The 16,238-nt window shown below is 58.8% G+C and carries 15 protein-coding genes; 5 read left to right on the plus strand and 10 right to left on the minus strand.

The genetic code is table 11. From position 1 onward, the window contains the following. Window positions 1-161 precede the first annotated feature (161 nt). Window positions 162-1,577, plus strand: a complete 1,416-nt coding sequence (gene eccD, locus ADB02_RS07675) for a type VII secretion integral membrane protein EccD (RefSeq protein ID WP_224783772.1) — start codon at window positions 162-164, stop codon at window positions 1,575-1,577. A gap of 14 nt (window positions 1,578-1,591) precedes the next feature. Beyond that, entirely contained in the window at window positions 1,592-2,830 is a 1,239-nt protein-coding gene (mycP, locus tag ADB02_RS07680) for a type VII secretion-associated serine protease mycosin (protein ID WP_224783771.1), read from the plus strand. Here mycP and eccB read toward each other — a convergent pair. Continuing rightward, entirely contained in the window at window positions 2,789-4,231 is a 1,443-nt protein-coding gene (gene eccB / locus ADB02_RS07685; RefSeq protein ID WP_049190399.1) for a type VII secretion protein EccB, read from the minus strand. The genes mycP and eccB overlap by 42 nt on opposite strands. A 114-nt stretch (window positions 4,232-4,345) precedes the next feature. Here eccB and ADB02_RS11335 point away from each other — a divergent pair, with 114 nt between their 5' ends. Beyond that, a complete protein-coding gene (locus tag ADB02_RS11335) occupies window positions 4,346-5,500 on the plus strand; it encodes a hypothetical protein (RefSeq protein WP_016422084.1) in 1,155 nt (384 codons plus the stop codon). Window positions 5,501-6,089: 589 nt separating this feature from the next. On the opposite strand, the gene ADB02_RS07695 is transcribed toward ADB02_RS11335, so the two are convergent. The 9 genes from ADB02_RS07695 to map form a co-directional block, all read right to left on the minus strand. Next, the gene (locus ADB02_RS07695; RefSeq protein WP_049190402.1) at window positions 6,090-8,231 is read right to left on the minus strand and encodes a DUF6541 family protein; all 2,142 of its coding nucleotides are present in this window, start codon (window positions 8,229-8,231) and stop codon (window positions 6,090-6,092) included. 59 nt (window positions 8,232-8,290) lie between these two features. Then, window positions 8,291-9,181 carry a tRNA pseudouridine synthase A gene (locus tag ADB02_RS07700; protein WP_049190414.1) on the minus strand — a complete coding sequence of 297 codons (891 nt, stop codon included), beginning with the start codon at window positions 9,179-9,181 and terminating at the stop codon, window positions 8,291-8,293. Window positions 9,182-9,474: 293 nt separating this feature from the next. Further along, window positions 9,475-9,945, minus strand: coding sequence for a 50S ribosomal protein L17 (rplQ, locus tag ADB02_RS07705; RefSeq protein WP_016422080.1), 471 nt, complete (start codon window positions 9,943-9,945; stop codon window positions 9,475-9,477). Window positions 9,946-9,982: 37 nt separating this feature from the next. Beyond that, a complete protein-coding gene (locus ADB02_RS07710; RefSeq protein WP_049190404.1) occupies window positions 9,983-11,008 on the minus strand; it encodes a DNA-directed RNA polymerase subunit alpha in 1,026 nt (341 codons plus the stop codon). A gap of 73 nt (window positions 11,009-11,081) precedes the next feature. Next, complete coding sequence (gene rpsD / locus ADB02_RS07715; RefSeq protein WP_005509964.1) at window positions 11,082-11,687, minus strand: 30S ribosomal protein S4; 606 nt, start codon at window positions 11,685-11,687, stop codon at window positions 11,082-11,084. Between the two features lie 24 nt (window positions 11,688-11,711). Then, on the minus strand, window positions 11,712-12,116 hold the full coding sequence (rpsK, locus tag ADB02_RS07720) for a 30S ribosomal protein S11 (RefSeq protein WP_016422078.1): 405 nt from the start codon (window positions 12,114-12,116) through the stop codon (window positions 11,712-11,714). 3 nt (window positions 12,117-12,119) lie between these two features. After that, window positions 12,120-12,488 (minus strand): 30S ribosomal protein S13, encoded by a 369-nt coding sequence (gene rpsM / locus ADB02_RS07725; protein ID WP_005509836.1) that lies wholly within the window; start codon window positions 12,486-12,488, stop codon window positions 12,120-12,122. Between the two features lie 296 nt (window positions 12,489-12,784). Further along, window positions 12,785-13,006, minus strand: a complete 222-nt coding sequence (gene infA, locus ADB02_RS07730; RefSeq protein ID WP_016422077.1) for a translation initiation factor IF-1 — start codon at window positions 13,004-13,006, stop codon at window positions 12,785-12,787. A 284-nt stretch (window positions 13,007-13,290) separates the two neighbouring features. Continuing rightward, window positions 13,291-14,091: a type I methionyl aminopeptidase gene (map, locus tag ADB02_RS07735; protein WP_049190406.1), complete on the minus strand. Its 801-nt coding sequence runs from the start codon at window positions 14,089-14,091 to the stop codon at window positions 13,291-13,293. A gap of 137 nt (window positions 14,092-14,228) precedes the next feature. Between map and ADB02_RS07740 the strand changes: the two genes are divergently transcribed. Then, window positions 14,229-14,810: a hypothetical protein gene (locus ADB02_RS07740; protein ID WP_049190408.1), complete on the plus strand. Its 582-nt coding sequence runs from the start codon at window positions 14,229-14,231 to the stop codon at window positions 14,808-14,810. 200 nt (window positions 14,811-15,010) lie between these two features. Beyond that, entirely contained in the window at window positions 15,011-16,195 is a 1,185-nt protein-coding gene (locus ADB02_RS07745; protein WP_011018353.1) for an IS256-like element IS3503 family transposase, read from the plus strand. The last annotated feature ends 43 nt before the right edge of the window (window positions 16,196-16,238 follow it).

The raw sequence follows: 16,238 nt of genomic DNA on the forward strand, positions 1-16,238 counted from the left end.
TTCACTCGACGGCCAATCCCCCGACCAATCGGTGTACGCATAGCTTAAAACACACTCCGGATTCTCGCAGCGCATGACCGAAACTGATAGCGGGGGCACGCGCAGTTACTACTCCGAGTAGCGCTCTAGCGAGTTGTACGACACTCTAGAGGGACTAAAGCATGCAGAATTCATGGGGGAAATACATGCTGGGGGAACTCATTCGCGTGCGCATTGATGCCGCACACATGCCCGAAGACACCAACCGAGCACACGCAGACCTTGCGTTACCGACCAACGTCGCAATCGCCGCACTTGTACCGGATATCCTGCAAATTTTCGATATCGACATTGCGGACTTCCCGCTGGCACAGTGGCAGCTACGGACCGCCACTGGCACGATTTTGCTTGCCGACGACACCCTGAATGATGCCGGTATTGCACCAGGCGAACGCCTGGTTGTTATCAACGACCCAGGTCCCGTGCCCAAACCTCGACTCTTCGATGCCGCCGATGCTATTACCGACACCACCTATACCGATGGTATCGGGACGGCTGATTTGGTTGTTGGCTGTACCGCCGCCCTCGTGGCCACGGCTTCAATCGCAGCTGCCTCACTGAGCTTGAGCAGTACCGATTCCACACTGGCCGCGGCAATCAGCTTCATCGCGCTGCTGGCAGTAGCGGGTGGACTGCGCCTGGCGCTGTTGCGTAGCGCAAAACCGGCGATTGTCATGTCCCTGGAGCTGCAAGTGCTCATTCTGGGCACCTCTTCGGGGCTCTGCTTCGTTGGCCTCGACCTACACCGCATACTCACCGACTGGCCGCCGACTGCTGCGATTAGTGTCGCGCTTGCCGTCATCGGTTTGATTTTTCTCATTTCCAACACCGGCGACGGCGACAACCGCATCACCGTTACCCTGGGCGCGACGAGTCTCAGTGCTGCAGTTACCTTCGGTATTTACGCTGCGGCTGTCGCACTTTTCCACAACTCGGTTCAATCAGGAGCGCTCACCGCTGCTAGTGCAGTCATCCTGATACTGCTGGCACCTTCCATCGCTATCAAGGCTGCCGGTATTCGCGTACCCAAAGTCCCTGCCGCCGGCGAGAGCTTCGATGACAGCGAAACTCCCGAAATATCCCACAACGCACCTAAGCGAGCGGGGTGGATCCTCGATGGCATCCTCTGCAGTGGCACCGGAAGTCTCAGCATCTTCACCCTGGTGGTACTTTTCTCCGGAGCCTATGCGAACAAGTGGTGGCCTCTAGGCATGGCTGCTGCTGTCATAGTCTTTTGTGCAATTCACTCCCGTGGCCAAGCCCGGAAAGTAGCTTCCACCTGTACTGCTTTAGCTGGTCTTGCCGTCATTGTGGCCGTCGCCTTTCAACAGTGGTTCGAGGGCAATTGGCCAGTCGCCGCTGGCCTGGTCGTCCCCATGCTTGCAGCCACTGCCTTAGCCGCATTTCCCGCGTCACGCATCTCACCTACAACGCGCCGCATAGCTGAGCTAACCGAGGCCTGCAGCATCGCCGTCATTCTGCCCATTGCGGCCATCATTGCCGAATTCCCTGAGTTCGTAAGTGGGTTCTTCCAGTGAAAAACCCACTTTTCATGAATGCCATAAAAACTCGTCTCACCGCCACGGCCGCACTTTCCACAGTGCTTATCTCGACGTTGACGGCGGCCACCGCAGTAGTACCGTCGGGCATCGCACCAATAGCGGCTGCCCAGAACAGCCAGGACTGCGTGGCCACGATGCTGTCGTCGGAAAGCGCACTGCATGAACCGACGGTGATCGAAAAAGCTCTTCGGTTTCGCCAAGCATGGCAACTGACGACGGGTGCGGGGATTACGGTGGCGGTAATCGATACCGGGGTCTCACCCAATGAGCGCCTGGGCGAGGTTCTCGACGGTGGCGATTTTGTCGACGGCAACAGCGGGTTCGTAGACTGCGACGGTCACGGAACTCTAGTAGCCGGCATTATTGCAGGCCGGCCCGGTGCCGATGGTTTCGCCGGACTGGCGCCCGACGCGCACGTGTTGTCGATAAGACAAACGGCCGATGGCGAAGGAAATTTGGAGTCGCTGGCACAAGCTATCGACAGGGCCGTCGCGGAGGGCGCGCGAGTCATCAATATCTCGCTCACATCGTGTGCCCCGGCAGGTGTAATGCCCCAAGGTGCAACAGATGTTGCCGAGAGCGTCGCACGCGCGGAAATCTCAGGCGCAGTAGTGGTCGCAGCGGCAGGAAATAAGGGCGATAGTTGTCAGGACGGATCCGTAGCGTGGCCCGCAGTTCTGCCGGAGGTAATCGCGGTATCAGCAGTACAGTTCGACGATGCTGGCCAAGCACAACCCGCAGAGTATGCAATCACGGGACAATGGGTCAATGTCTCCGCTCCCGGCGGCCCCGTACTCGGTCCCGATCCGCGCACCCCCACCGGTCTCATAGACCGCCACGTGTTCGGGTCCGGGGATAACACCCGAGCTCAACAGATTGCCGGCACCAGCTTTGCCACGCCAACCGTGTCGGGCACAGCTGCCCTGCTGCTGGCACGAAACCCAGAGCTTTCCCCAGCACAGGTTCGCGACATCATCCTTAATTCCGCGAGCCCAATTAGTTCCGGGCTCGGCCTTGGTCGCGGCATCATTGCACCTTATGACGCTCTGATTTGGACCACTGTAGACACCGCTGCGCAGCACGCAGCCAATCCCGCGGCCGCACCGGCTCCACCGGATCTGCTTTCTTCGCAGGAGCGCAATGCACCGCTCCGGGCGACTGGACTGCTCCTGATATGCGCACTGGGCCTAGGTGCCTGGCTGCTCTCGCGCCCCAGACAGCGGCCCTAGCGCCGCCTGCTTACTCAGCTCAGGGCCTCCGCGCAACGCGGCCAGCACTTCCCAGTCCACTGGTCGCGTGCCACCGCTATCGGCATTGGTTGATGCATTAAACCCGAGGGCAGCCAACGTCGTGCGATCGTGCACAGCAAAGCGCATCCCCTCTGGCGAAATGACGTGTACGGCCCCATTTACGCTTACTGCAATCGAGCTGCGCTCACGGCTGCGACCATCCACGAAACCGTCGACGGCCGCACCCGAACCGTCGGCATGCGGGTAATCCACGTGCCGCCCCTCCGGAGCATGCTGCGACCACTGCACGAGAGCTTGCGGCCGTCCTGCTATCCGGCCGGCACACAACCAGCCATCAGCATCGGCAAACGTCAGCGGCTTTTCAGGTAGCCCCGGGACTGCTGGCGCATTCGCAACGGGAACTGCCGCCAGCTGCCCCTCACTGGCCTGCAGAACTGGGCTATGCGCAGCTAATAGCTCTCCTAGCACCGGGGAGAGAATCGCGGCACCGTCGTCAAGCACGATAACGCGCCGCTGCCCGACCTCAACCACATTGCCGACTGTGTCGAATGGAGCGGCGAAGTGCGTGGGTGCGCCGCGGTTCGGGATTGCTGGCGCGGCCAGAATCGGAACCTCCGGAATCGTTCTGAGCAACGCAGGGCTGACAGGCCGGACTGCGGCGCGTTCCAACCCCAGCGCTCGAGAAACAGCGGCGTGCTCCGGGTGGTTGACATCCAGCCGCGAGCGGTAGCCCTGCGTAATCAGCCAGAGGTTTTGGCCATCGGCAACGACGGCACTGTCCGAGTGGGTTCGGGTAAGCTGCTGCGGTTCCCCACGGACTTCTTCAAGACGCGCAAGCGACTCTGCAACAATCCACGGCTGCCCGAGGTCTTGCACCGTCCGCTCGCATAAAGACAGTGCCAACTCCGGCGCACCTGCACTGCCCCTCTTGGCAGCTCCCGAGGCACCAGAGCCTGCCGGCGCGGCCGGAACTGCTGGTGCGCCCTCAATCCCGACAGCAAAACTGATGTCCTCTTTGTCCAACTCGCTACTGCGCACCCGCTTCGGCTCAGCAGGATTGCCCAAAATTAACCGCGCCGATGCGAGATTCGCGACTGGATGCAATCGACCATTGACACGTACATGCAGGCCCTCCGACCCCGATACGACAATCAGCTGCTCATTGGAGCTCGAACCGCCCTGCGGCCGCACCAACGACAGCACCGCAGTGCCGGCGGCCAGTAAAACCACCAGCGCACAGCCGATAAACAGTGCTCGCGTACGCGTGCGCAGAGGATCGTGCAGCATTCGCGAATCCGCACGCACAAGCGCGTGCTCAATCCGACGAATCAAGAATCGATGACCGCTGACCTGGCTAGGCGTAGTCGGCGTACGTGGCATGAGTTTCCCCCAAAACTATTCCCCCAAATAATCTCTACCCTGCAGAGTAAGCCAGGCCGCGCTACTGTGCGACCAGGGGAATTTTAGTGGGGAACATATTGGGGGGATTTTCACATGCCATTGTCATTGTGGCTACTCATTACAGCAATAACCATCACTGCAGGCGCGCATGTCCCTGTGCGCGGCCGCAGCCTTCGTGACCGCCTGCGACGCACCGAACCAGGACAACTCATCGGACTACGTCTCACACCAGGCCTGCGAAGCCAGCTAAGCGCTGCGGATATCGTCTCGCTTGCCGACGACAGCCCAGTGACCCTGGATGCGCTGTGCTTTTATCACATTGCGCCGGAAGTCCGCGGAGAGCATGCGCACCGCTACTTCCGAGCAGCCGAGCGCTCCGGCACAGCCCCTGAACCCTGGACACATCTGGTGGCAACTCTTCCGGTGGAAGCCTCCGCTGACCAAGCCCTACGCTTCCTCATCCACCGGCTGGGAACCCTTGGTATTCGCGCACGGCGATTGACGGCACCGGAATGTGCTCTGACTGAGAGCTCTGCGGAGGTCGTGCAGCTGCGCCGCACTGGACGCTCTCATCATGTGGCGGCGTTGGGACGCAAACCGCACCTGTGGTTAAGCCGACAACGTGACATCGCTATCACTAATGGTCCGGCGCAGGTCATAGGAGCCGGGAGCAGTGGACAAACCATCACAATGTGTCCCGCGAACGTCCCCCGATTGGAGGTCGACTGCGGCAATCAGGACATTTGTGAGCTGCTCATCGGAATGCTCTCGCTCGGCTATCGAGTCGGGATTCGCACGTCCCGTCCACATTTCTATACTGTGGCTCTTGATCTGGGCGCAGTACTTCTCGCTCGAGCTGGAGACGACACCGTCGATGTGGTTGTTGTCGAAGAGTATGAGCCCGACCTGTGTACTGGAATCGCGAGAATCATCGAGGTCAGTCGTACAGGTTCGCCCACGGCAGCAGCAGCGGAAATGCCAGCTTCGTGCCCTCGACTGGCGATGGGCGAATTCACCTGGACGCTATCTACCGCCCGCACTACCGATGAATTGCAGCCACTAGCTATGCGGGCAACTAGCGGTTTAGTCCCGGAATCAACGCACCCAAATCTGGCAGACCGCCCGGCGCCTGGGAGCCGTCAGGCTCCCCCTGCTGCGCCGGGTCATTCGGAGCGCCATTTTCTTGGCCACCCGGCTGACCGCCTGCTGCAGGAGGCACATCCTCCTTCGGCATCTGTGCACCAGTGACATTGCCATTGTCGATAGTGGCAGCGCCCGCTGGTCCCGAGCACTCCAGAGTAGACGGGCCATAGGCCGCGCAGTTGTAACCGAATGCGCTCAACTGAGAATTCGCTGGCAGCGTCTTCATCTCACCCGCCGGCGGGAACGTAAGGACCTCGTAAGTAACTCCCCCCGGGTTCCAGGACACAGCATTGGCGGGAACCTTGTTTCCCGTGCCGTCATCGACCATCGGAGGATTGGCAAGATTCACCTGGCAGGCCAAGTAGGCGTCACCGCTCAGATCGTTGAGGAAGCAGCGTGTCGTGCCATCCTCCAACTGAAAGAGTCGAGTATTTGGGCCGTCCGCCGGGGTGTAATCCGCATCATTGACCTGGGTGATTGCAGGAGTTTCCGTCGGCGTCTCTGATTTTGTCGGTGTCGTCGACTCCTCAGTCGGCTTCGGCGGAGTCGAGGATTTAGTCTTTGCGGAAGAACTGACGGAGCGATTCGAGACTTCCGGCTTAGCCGGCTCGTCGTCTCCACATCCGGCCAGCGCGAAAGTCATCATCACACCGGCTGCGATCGTTGCCATAAATTTATTCATCCGCATGGTGTCCTAACCTACCCGACCATCGCTCCATCCCCTAGTAGCCGAGGGAGGAATTACTTCCGGAGAACTAGCTCGCATCTCGTCGATGCGTTCTGGCGTAATCACGTCATTGAAGGCGAAGATAGTTACTTCCCTATCTCGATAAACAGGGGTTACCCCTGGAGCTACCCAGAGCCCTTCACCAGGAAACTCTAAATCCTCCTTGGAATCCCAAATACCCGGGGGTGACAAATAGATGAATCCCACGTTCAGCTTTCGGGCTGAGCGATCGACATCGTTCACCCCATCCGGCCGATCGGGGTCTGGAAAACCGAGGTAATCAGCGTGCCAATACAGCATTGAGGTAGCAGTCCACTTATTCGCCACTGGCCAATCATAGTGCGGGAACACTACCGGCAAGTCATTGCGAGCGTACATCCAGCTGGACCCCTCCGGCGGATTCGTCAACGTGCGGTACTTATGTGCCTCCGGCTGCTCGGCCAACCAATCAAATGCCTTCAAGTCAGCCTTGGAAATGATTTGCCATTCCCTAGGGCTCTTGTAGGCGAAATCCGCAGCGCTAGCATTAGACGCCACTCCATAGACCACAAGTACAGCAGAGCTCACCGTCGCTAAGCTCAACCCCAGAACTCGCCCCGTCGATGGCACTTTTGACTCACTAATTCGAGCCGCCCACGCGCAGCCCCACGCAACGGCGATACCCGCAAGCGCGGAATACAGGTACGCGGTGACCATCACCAACCGGTGAGGCGTCGAATAGTGAAGATCCGTATACAGCGCGAGAATATCGCCCGGCACGCCACCAAAATGATTGAGCGCGTGGGTCGTCATCAACACCGAAACAAACCAGGCCGGTACTACCCACACCCGTCGGCGCGAAGTACCTGCGAAAACCAAAAACGCCATCCCGATGAAACCGAGGATGATGATTGGCCAGAACGGCCGGAATTCCTCAGTGTGGCGGGTCAGCATTGTGGCGCCTCGATACCACGCATCGAAACGATCGAGGTCGTCTACTTCAGCGCTAACCGCGCGCACATCCTCGGTCTGAGAAGTTCCCGTAAGCCACTGCGGCAGGAGAACTGCCACTGCTGGCACAAAGGCGGCTGCAATCACCGCGACGTCGTAAAGCCTGGCGCGAACCGCACCCAGTTCAGGATGCGCGGGACGCGGCAGGCGGTAGCACAACCACCAGATTGCACCGAGCATAACGACTGTAGGCACCGATGCCGGATGGAGCTCTCCGATACCGATTATCGAAAGCGCGGCGCTCAAGATGCGCTGAGGTGCGTGCGGGAGCGACGTAACAAAGGCAAAAACGGTAATCGCTAGTGCAATCGAGACCTGGTACGGCCAGGCCCCCACGAAGACCCCGACGGGCATCAATACCGGAAGCGCTGCGGAAACAAGCGCTGCAACCCCCGCGGCAACGGCGGTGGACAGCTTTCGGCGATCAATAATTCTCCAGGTCAGCGCCGCAGCTGCCGTGGGTATGGTCACGGCCGGAATGATAATGCCGAGGTAATTGACTGCCTCGGTGATTGGTAGACGGACAATCAGTATCCAAAGCGCACCGAACGCATGCCATGCGGCGGGATAGTAGGACACCGCCTGAGTTTCCACATTCTGAATCTCGCCCATTCTAGTGGCCGAGGCCATGCCGTCTTCCGTAATCGAACGGAGCACACTTGCATGCCAGAGTGTGTCCCAGCCTTGCTGGATGGTCGCCATCCCCTCGGACATTGAAGCGATGCGGCCGATAGCGGTCCACGTGAGAACCGCCGCTGCGATGATGACTCCGATACTTGCGATTAGCCCATAGCCCAACTCGCGCCATCGACTTGCGGCGGGCGGCTGCGTCTCGGCCGACACCGAACGCTCGACACTACCGCGCCGCCGCCGAATCAAAGCGCTGCCGTCACTCCAGCAAAGCGCGAGAAGTAGTGTCACGGCCCAGCAGATAGACGCACTTACCAAGGTGAAGCGCACATCGATAGCGCCGAGCGCCCACCCTGCGGTACCTGCGATACCAAACGTCACCGCAGGACCGAGGGCCAGCGCCCACGGAGTACGAACGCCGCTGGCTCGCACTACAACAGCGCCGGGGATTACGAGCAGCGCAACCAAGCTAACAATTGCCCACACCACTACCGAACACTCCTCCTACGGTCACTTTCTTCAGGGAATATTACCGAGAGCTTGTACATTTAAGCCTCGTTCACATCTGTCCGGGCATCACGACGCTCGCGGGTCTGCTCCGCCCTGGCCGCCAGATCAGCATCGCCGGGGTAATCAACACCTACCAGGCTGAGCCCACGCGCCTCTGCCACCGGGACCAACGGGGAACGCTTCTCTTCACTCAACAACTGTTCAGTGAATCCAACCGCACGTCGCCCCTCACCGACACTAAGGCAGGCCCCAACCAGTGAGCGCACCATAGACCAGCAGAACGCGTCGGCAGTCACATGGGCCTCGTACAGCTCTGGTTCTTCCCGCGTAGATACGTCGAACCACTGGAACTGCTGTAAATCTCTAGTGGTCGTCGCATGCGGCTTGTGTCGGCAAAAAGCGGCAAAGTCATTGAGCCCCAGTAGGGCATCAGCCGCCACCTGCATGCGGTTGATGTCCACTGACCGCCGCCAGTGGGCCGTATCGCGAGCACGGGTAGGAAGCGGGCCACTGACGCAACTAGTGACACGGTAGACATAGTGCCGACGTAACGCGGAAAAACGGGCATCGAAACCCGGGGGCGCAAACGAGGTGCCTCTAAGCGTCACGTCCGCGGGCAATAGTCGCGCTACACGACGAACCAAATTACCCGGATCCCCTGCGATAGAACGTGTGTCTAAACAGGCGACAGGAACATCTGCGTGAGCCACCTGCCCGGAGGCATGGACACCAGCATCTGTACGACCGGCCACAGTCAGTTGCACTGGAGTGCGCAACACCTTCTCCAGAGTGGATTCCAACGTCGCCTGCACAGTCCGCACCGGTTCTCCCGTTGGCTTATCGCGCTGAGAAGCCCAACCGTGGAAACCTGTCCCGTCATAGGCAATGTCAAAACGCAACCGAACCAGGTCGGAGTCGGTGCTCCCCATAGCGGCACGATCGGGAGAATCGCACGGGGTATCCGGAGTCGTTGGAGTAAGTGATGTCACGGTTAACAGATTGTAGCCGGGACCCCGGATTAGAGAATCAGCAGTTTCCACCGCAGGGTCTCCGTATAGCTCTCAATGTTGGTGCGTAATCCGTCGGTGTAACCGGAGGCAGAACTGGGGACGGGCGCTATGCACCGTCGTCAAGCACAAAGAACCCCCGGAAGAGCGTTCAGATATGAACTGCTCAACGGGGGTTCAAAGCTGTGAAGGCCAGAAGCCGTCGGCGAGGGGAATTACTCCTCCTCTGCAGCCTCAGCCTCAGTAGCCTCAGCCTCTTCGGCCTTTGCCTCTTCAGCCTGCTTGGAAGCAGCAGCGCGAGTTGCGCGAGTTGCCTCAGCAGTTGCGGTCTCTTCCTCAACCAGAGCGATCAGAGAGATCGGGGCATTGTCGCCCTTGCGGTTACCCAGCTTGATGATGCGGGTGTAGCCGCCGTCGCGATCAGCGAACTGCGGACCGATCTCGTCGAACAGCTTCTTAACTGCGTAGTTGTCGTTAAGCAGCTTTGCAACGTTGCGGCGATCTGCGAGAGTGCCGCGCTTTGCCTTGGTGATCAGCTTCTCAACGTACGGACGCAGCAGCTTGGCCTTGGTGTCGGTGGTCTTAATCTTGCCGTGCTCGATGAGCTGCTTCGCGAGGTTGGCCAGAATCTTCTTCTGGTGCGAAGCGGAGCCGCCGAGACGGGAACCCTGCTTAGGGGTAGGCATAGGTATCTCCTCGTTTTAATGAAGTCGCGTCGGTGAACTACTCGTCGTAGCCAGCGCTTGCGTCATCAGTCCAGTCAGCGTCATCGCCCGAGGCAGCGTCCAAATCAGCGACAGCAGCCGGGTCGAAGTTGTTCGGGGAATCCTTCAGAGCGAGGCCAAGCTCAGCGAGCTTCTCCTTGACCTCATTGATGGACTTGTCACCGAAGTTGCGGATATCCAGCAGATCCGACTCGGTACGAGCAGCGAGCTCACCGACAGTGTGGATCTCCTCACGCTTGAGGCAGTTGTAGGAGCGCATAGAGAAGTCCAGATCCTCAATCGGAGTCTGGTACGCAGCGACATCCTCAGCCTCGCGCGGGCTCGGGCCAATCTCGATGCCCTCAGCAGCCTCGTTCAGCTCACGTGCCAGACCGAACAGCTCAACCAGAGTCTTGCCTGCCGACGCCATTGCGTCGCGGGCGGTGATCGAGTTCTTGGTCTCGACATCGATGATCAGCTTGTCAAAGTCGGTGCGCTGCTCAACACGAGTAGCCTCCACCTTGTAGCTGACCTTCAGAACTGGCGAGTAAATCTGGTCCATCGGAATGCGGCCGATTTCGCCACCGGAGTTCGGGGTCGCCGGCACGTAGCCACGACCACGCTCAACGATCATCTCAATATCCAAGCGACCGGAATCGTTGAGAGTAGCAATGTGGTGATCCGGGTTATGAATCTCCACACCAGCTGGGCACTCAATGTCTGCAGCGGTCACCGCGCCTGCACCTTCGCGACGCAGGTAAACGGTAGCCGGCTCATCGAACTCGCTCGAGAGCACCAGACCCTTGATGTTCAGGATGATGTCGGAGACATCTTCCTTCACGCCCGGGATAGTGGTGAACTCGTGCAGCACACCGTCAATGCGGATGCTGGTGACTGCAGCGCCCGGAATGGACGACAGCAACGTACGACGAAGAGAGTTACCGAGGGTGTAACCGAAACCCGGCTCCAGCGGCTCAATGACGAACCGGGAGCGAGAGGAATCAATGTAGTCCTCAGTCAGCGTTGGGCGCTGGGAAATGAGCATTTTCGAAAATCCTCCAGGTGGCGACCGCTATATGACGCCATAGGGAATGAATGGATGCAAGCGAAGTTGGTTATTACTTCGAGTAGAACTCGACGATCAGCTGTTCCTGAAGCGGAATGTCGATCTGTGCGCGTTCCGGGGTCTGGTGCACGAGGATGCGCAGGGACTCAGGAACAACCTGAAGCCATGCCGGGACGACAGCGTCGACCAGGTTCTCCTGTGCCTCTTCGAACCAAATCATCTTCTGCGACTTCGGGCGCACGTCGATGATGTCGTACTGGCTTACCTGGAAGGACGGCACGTTGATCTTTTTACCGTTAACGGTGAAGTGGCCGTGGGAAACCAGCTGACGAGCCTGGCGACGGGTACGAGCCAGACCAGCGCGGTAGACAACGTTGTCGAGACGCGACTCCAGCAGGACGACGAGGTTATCGCCAGTCTTGCCCGGACGACGGTGAGCCTCGGCGTAGTAGCGACGGAACTGCTTCTCCATCACGCCGTAGGTGAAACGTGCCTTCTGCTTCTCCTGGAGCTGGAGCAGGTACTCCGACTCCTTGATACGAGCGCGGCCAGCCTGCCCCGGAGGGTAGGGACGACGCTCAAAGTTCATGTCGCCACCGACGAGGTCGACGCGGAGACGACGGGACTTACGGGTTGCGGGACCGGTATAACGGGCCATTTCTGTTCTCTCCTTACCCTATTCCTAGACGCGACGACGCTTCGGCGGACGGCAGCCGTTGTGCGGCTGAGGGGTCACATCCGAGATCGAGGACACCTCAAGGCCAGCGGCCTGGAGGGAACGGATGGCGGTTTCGCGGCCCGAACCCGGACCCTTAACGAAAACGTCAACCTTCTTCATACCGTGCTCCATGGCCTTACGAGCAGCGTTCTCGGCGGCCATCTGAGCAGCGAACGGAGTGGACTTACGAGAGCCCTTGAAACCGACGTGACCAGAGGAGGCCCACGAGATAACAGCGCCCTTCGGGTCCGTGATGGACACGATGGTGTTGTTGAAGGTGGACTTGATGTATGCGTGGCCCTGAGCCACGTTCTTCTTTACAACGCGACGGCCGGTACGACGGCCGCGTGCGGACTTCGGAGCTGCCATGTTTTACTTCTTCTTTCCGGCGATCGTCTTCTTCGGACCCTTACGCGTACGAGCGTTGGTCTTGGTGCGCTGACCACGGACTGGCAGGCCACGACGGTGGCGCAGACCCTGGTAGGAACCAATCTCAATCTTGCGACGGATATCAGCCTGAACCTGACGGCGGAGGTCACCCTCGACCTTCCAGGTAGCTTCAATCACGTCACGCAGCGCAGCAACCTGCTCATCGGTGAGAGCGTCGGTGCGCAGATCCGGAGAGATGCCGGTCTTCTCCAGCAGCTCATTGGCACGGGCAGGGCCGATGCCATAGATGTAGGTAAGAGCGACCTCCATACGCTTGTTGCGTGGCAGGTCAACTCCAGCAAGGCGTGCCATACGGCAATTTCCTTCCGGTTGATGCGGTGGTTTACTCCACTGCCATCCTTCCCAAACCCGGCTTACTCGGTCGGACGCCGAGTCGCGCAGGTGTTATAGAAAGGCTCCAGCCACCGTTGCCGGAGGTATTCTCGCTTACTTCTGTGGAAAAGCTTTCATAAAGAACCACCGCGCCGAACTGCTGAGACACTAGGTCTCAACATCACGCGGCCGTCACCAGAAGCAGCTAGGACGGTGGAGTTTCTGTCTAGTTAGTAAATAAGCCCATAACCACTACCAACAGTGGTCAGGTCGATTTACTTGTAGCGGTAGACGATTCGCCCACGCTCGAGATCGTACGGAGAAAGCTCCACTACGACTCGGTCTTCCGGGAGAATACGGATGTAGTGCTGGCGCATCTTGCCACTGATATGGGCGAGCACCTTGTGCCCGTTGTCCAGCTCCACTCGGAACATCGCGTTCGGCAAGGGCTCGACGACGCGACCCTCAACCTCAATTGCGCCTTCCTTTTTAGCCATGTCCTCCACGTCTCTCTGGCGGATACCCGGGACAATCCCGGCACCAGTTGGGAAATCTCTACTCTGCCTGGTGTTTTAGCAGTTCCGTGCAGGGATAATCATCACTGCAGCGACACTGCGCCCACACCATCGCCCAACTTTACACGCGACCTGCGTTTTTACCAAATACGACCACTATGGGACCGCCTGCAAGCGATGGCAGGCGGACTCTCTCCCCGCGTTCAGAATACATCGCAGCTTTTATAGCAACATTCTGACCTTTCGCGTGGCCCCTCCCGCACTAGTTATTCATATCGAGGAGTCAAAATACGGGGGCCGTCCGCTGTGGCGGCAACTGTGTGCTCCCAATGGGAGGCCGGCATTCTATCGGCGCTGACGACCGTCCAGCCGTCGTCAAGCTCATCACTACCCCACTCGCCGCCGAGAATGAGCATCGGTTCAATGGCCAATACGGAGCCTTCGACGATGCGGGGTCCCTTTCCTGCTTTGCCTTCGTTGGGAAGGAAGGGATCCATGTGCATCTCGCGCCCAATGCCGTGCCCGCCGTATCCATCGACGATGCCGAGTTCAATATCGTGGCGCAGTTCAGCCTCACGGGTCGCCATTTCAAGCGCATACGAAATATCGGTGAGGCGAGCGCCCGGCACCATGGCCTTAATACCTTCGGCGAGGACCTCTGATGTTGCAATGTTCAGTTTTTCGACATCGTCACTCAGCTTTCCGACGCCGAAAGTAAGTGCCGAATCGCCGTGCCAGCCATCCAGGATTGCGCCACAGTCAATTGAGACTAAATCACCATCGGCGAGAACCGTAGACGAAGACGGAATGCCGTGGACAATCACTTCGTTCACTGATGCGCAGACAGATGCCGGGAAGCCTTCATAGCCAAGGAAGGACGGCGTTGCGCCAGCATCGATAATGACCTGGTGCGCAATCTCATTGAGATCTGCCGTGGTGACCCCTGGCTTAGCGGCATCTCGGCAGGCTAGCAATGCACGACCGACGATCTCGCCGGCCGCTTGCATCGCATCCAATTCTCCCTCGGTGCGGGCAGGAACTACTTTGCGGCGGCGTCGAAAACTCATCACGCTGGTTGAGTCTACTCTGCCCCAGAAGGGAACCACCGGCTAGCTGTACCCCGCCACCTACGAGGGCGCCGCTCGGATCGCTGCCACTTCCGAGAAATTTACACCCAAAGATGAGCTGCCCTACGATAACTGGCATGCATTCACTGTTGAAGTCCGCGCAGACTGCGGGCGTTGTTATTGCTGCCAGCTCGCTTTTCCTGATTAGCGCATGCTCAAGCAACCCCGAACCGTCGCCAGCGCCGACTGTCCCCTCCACTTCCCCTGCCACGGAATCGCCGGAGGCCCCTGGAAGCACCTCGGGTTTCATGGGCGCCTCTGCACTGCCTGAGTCGATCCAAAACTTCACACCTGATGCAATTAAGGAGGCGATTGGCAGCTGCGTCGAGTCGGATGACTCTAAACCCGTCATTTTTGGCAGCGAGAGCGTGCATGGCTTCACCTGCGTAATGGCAGTTGGCGACGGTGGCACCGCAATGCTCAGTACGGCCGAGGACCCGGCCACTGTCGAGCGCATTAACGAAAAGGCTGAGTCCGTCGAAAACTACGCACCATACGAGCTACCCGGCAAGCACGCATTTAGCGGTATCAACAAGGGGTCCCCTTTCGTAATGGTTATCGACGAGGATAACCGCATCTACCAAGAGTTCGTTTTCGCGAATATTGGCGCCGAGGCCGCACAACCGCTTATCGACGAAATCATTCAGGACTTCCAGTAGCCCTCACTATCGGCTGCCCCCGCCCCACCCCAGCCACACACAAAAGCCGGGTTAAGTAAAGAAAAGTGTGTCCGCATGCCACCATAACCCCAGACCACACACCACAAATCACCAAAGAATAGCTCCCCGAAAGCTATTACCCACACCATCCCGCACCTCCGGCCACATTTGTGCTAACCGCACACCGGTTGGATTAAAGGATGACCACCAACCGCCCCAGCTGCCCACTATGCGGCAACAACACAAAGAAAAACGGCACCACCAGCAAATCAACCACCCGTTGGCGCTGCACCCACTGCGGACACTCCTTTACCCGCAACACCCAAACCCACAACAAAAACACCGCCACCATGGCTTTGTTCATCCAATGGGCCACCGGCACCCAATCTCTAACCACCTTCGCCGCACACCATGGCGTAACCAGGCAAACCATGCACCACCGATTCCGATGGTGCTGGTGGATCATCCCCACACCCACCATCGACTCATTCCGCATCCATGACCAAATCTTCCTCGACGCGACCTATCTAAAGTCCGGATGCCTCCTGATCGCAGCCAGTAAAACCCACGTCATCAACTGGACCTGGGCCAGACACGAAACCACCGCCGCCTACACCGAACTCCTACGCCCCATTGCCGCACCACTAATCGCAGTCACAGACGGCGGACAAGGTGCCCAATCAGCCATCCACCACTGCTGGCCAACAACACGCATCCAACGCTGCCTCGTCCACGCCCAACGAACAGTCCGCCGCCACACCACCAGCAACCCCCGCACCGATGCCGGCAAAACCCTCTACCGCCTAGCCCTGAAACTCACTCGCATCACCGACCTTGACCAAGCATCCACATGGGTCGCCCACCTGCACGAATTCGACCACACCTACCGGGAATGGATGAACGAGAAAACCACCATCAAAGACCCTGCTACCGGCGCCTACACCAAGGTCTACACCCACCAACGCGTCCGAGCGGCCTATCAATCATTGCTATCTCTGCACCGCAGAGACCTGCTGTTTACCTACCTGCAACCCCCACCAACAACCATCGACCCCGACAACCTTGCAGCAACAACAAACAGCCTCGAAGGTGGCATCAACGCCCCCATAAAAGAACTAGCCCGCAGACACCGCGGACTATCACTACCGCATCAACGCACAGTGATGGATTGGTGGCTGTATCTACATACAGAAGTCCCTGACGATCCGGTCAAGATCGCCAGGGACCAACGATGGGGTCAAGACGCACTTTCCACAGCAACAGACCTGATCACCCACAACACCACAGCCACTACCAATGACATCGGTGCACCAGCAGAATACGACACCGCCATCGACACCAGCTACCAACACAACCTCGGCATCCAAAAAGGCTGGATCAAATAACCGCAACACGCCCGGAAAAGACACACTTTTCTTTACTTAACCC

The organism is Corynebacterium sp. 212_CJEI (assembly GCF_001055915.1).
GTDB lineage: Bacteria > Actinomycetota > Actinomycetes > Mycobacteriales > Mycobacteriaceae > Corynebacterium > Corynebacterium jeikeium_D.

Bases quoted from the DNA above. Each gene is read 5' to 3' on its own strand.
- ADB02_RS07740 (WP_049190408.1), top strand. From the start codon at position 14,229: ATGCATTCACTGTTGAAGTCCGCGCAGACTGCGGGCGTTGTTATTGCT.
- ADB02_RS07710 (WP_049190404.1), bottom strand. From the start codon at position 11,008: ATGCTCATTTCCCAGCGCCCAACGCTGACTGAGGACTACATTGATTCC.
- rpsM (WP_005509836.1), bottom strand. From the start codon at position 12,488: ATGGCACGCCTTGCTGGAGTTGACCTGCCACGCAACAAGCGTATGGAG.
- ADB02_RS07745 (WP_011018353.1), top strand. From the start codon at position 15,011: ATGACCACCAACCGCCCCAGCTGCCCACTATGCGGCAACAACACAAAG.
- ADB02_RS07700 (WP_049190414.1), bottom strand. From the start codon at position 9,181: ATGGGGAGCACCGACTCCGACCTGGTTCGGTTGCGTTTTGACATTGCC.
- ADB02_RS11335 (WP_016422084.1), top strand. From the start codon at position 4,346: ATGCCATTGTCATTGTGGCTACTCATTACAGCAATAACCATCACTGCA.
- rpsD (WP_005509964.1), bottom strand. From the start codon at position 11,687: ATGGCCCGTTATACCGGTCCCGCAACCCGTAAGTCCCGTCGTCTCCGC.
- eccD (WP_224783772.1), top strand. From the start codon at position 162: ATGCAGAATTCATGGGGGAAATACATGCTGGGGGAACTCATTCGCGTG.
- rplQ (WP_016422080.1), bottom strand. From the start codon at position 9,945: ATGCCTACCCCTAAGCAGGGTTCCCGTCTCGGCGGCTCCGCTTCGCAC.
- eccB (WP_049190399.1), bottom strand. From the start codon at position 4,231: ATGCCACGTACGCCGACTACGCCTAGCCAGGTCAGCGGTCATCGATTC.
- map (WP_049190406.1), bottom strand. From the start codon at position 14,091: ATGAGTTTTCGACGCCGCCGCAAAGTAGTTCCTGCCCGCACCGAGGGA.
- infA (WP_016422077.1), bottom strand. From the start codon at position 13,006: ATGGCTAAAAAGGAAGGCGCAATTGAGGTTGAGGGTCGCGTCGTCGAG.
- mycP (WP_224783771.1), top strand. From the start codon at position 1,592: ATGAATGCCATAAAAACTCGTCTCACCGCCACGGCCGCACTTTCCACA.
- rpsK (WP_016422078.1), bottom strand. From the start codon at position 12,116: ATGGCAGCTCCGAAGTCCGCACGCGGCCGTCGTACCGGCCGTCGCGTT.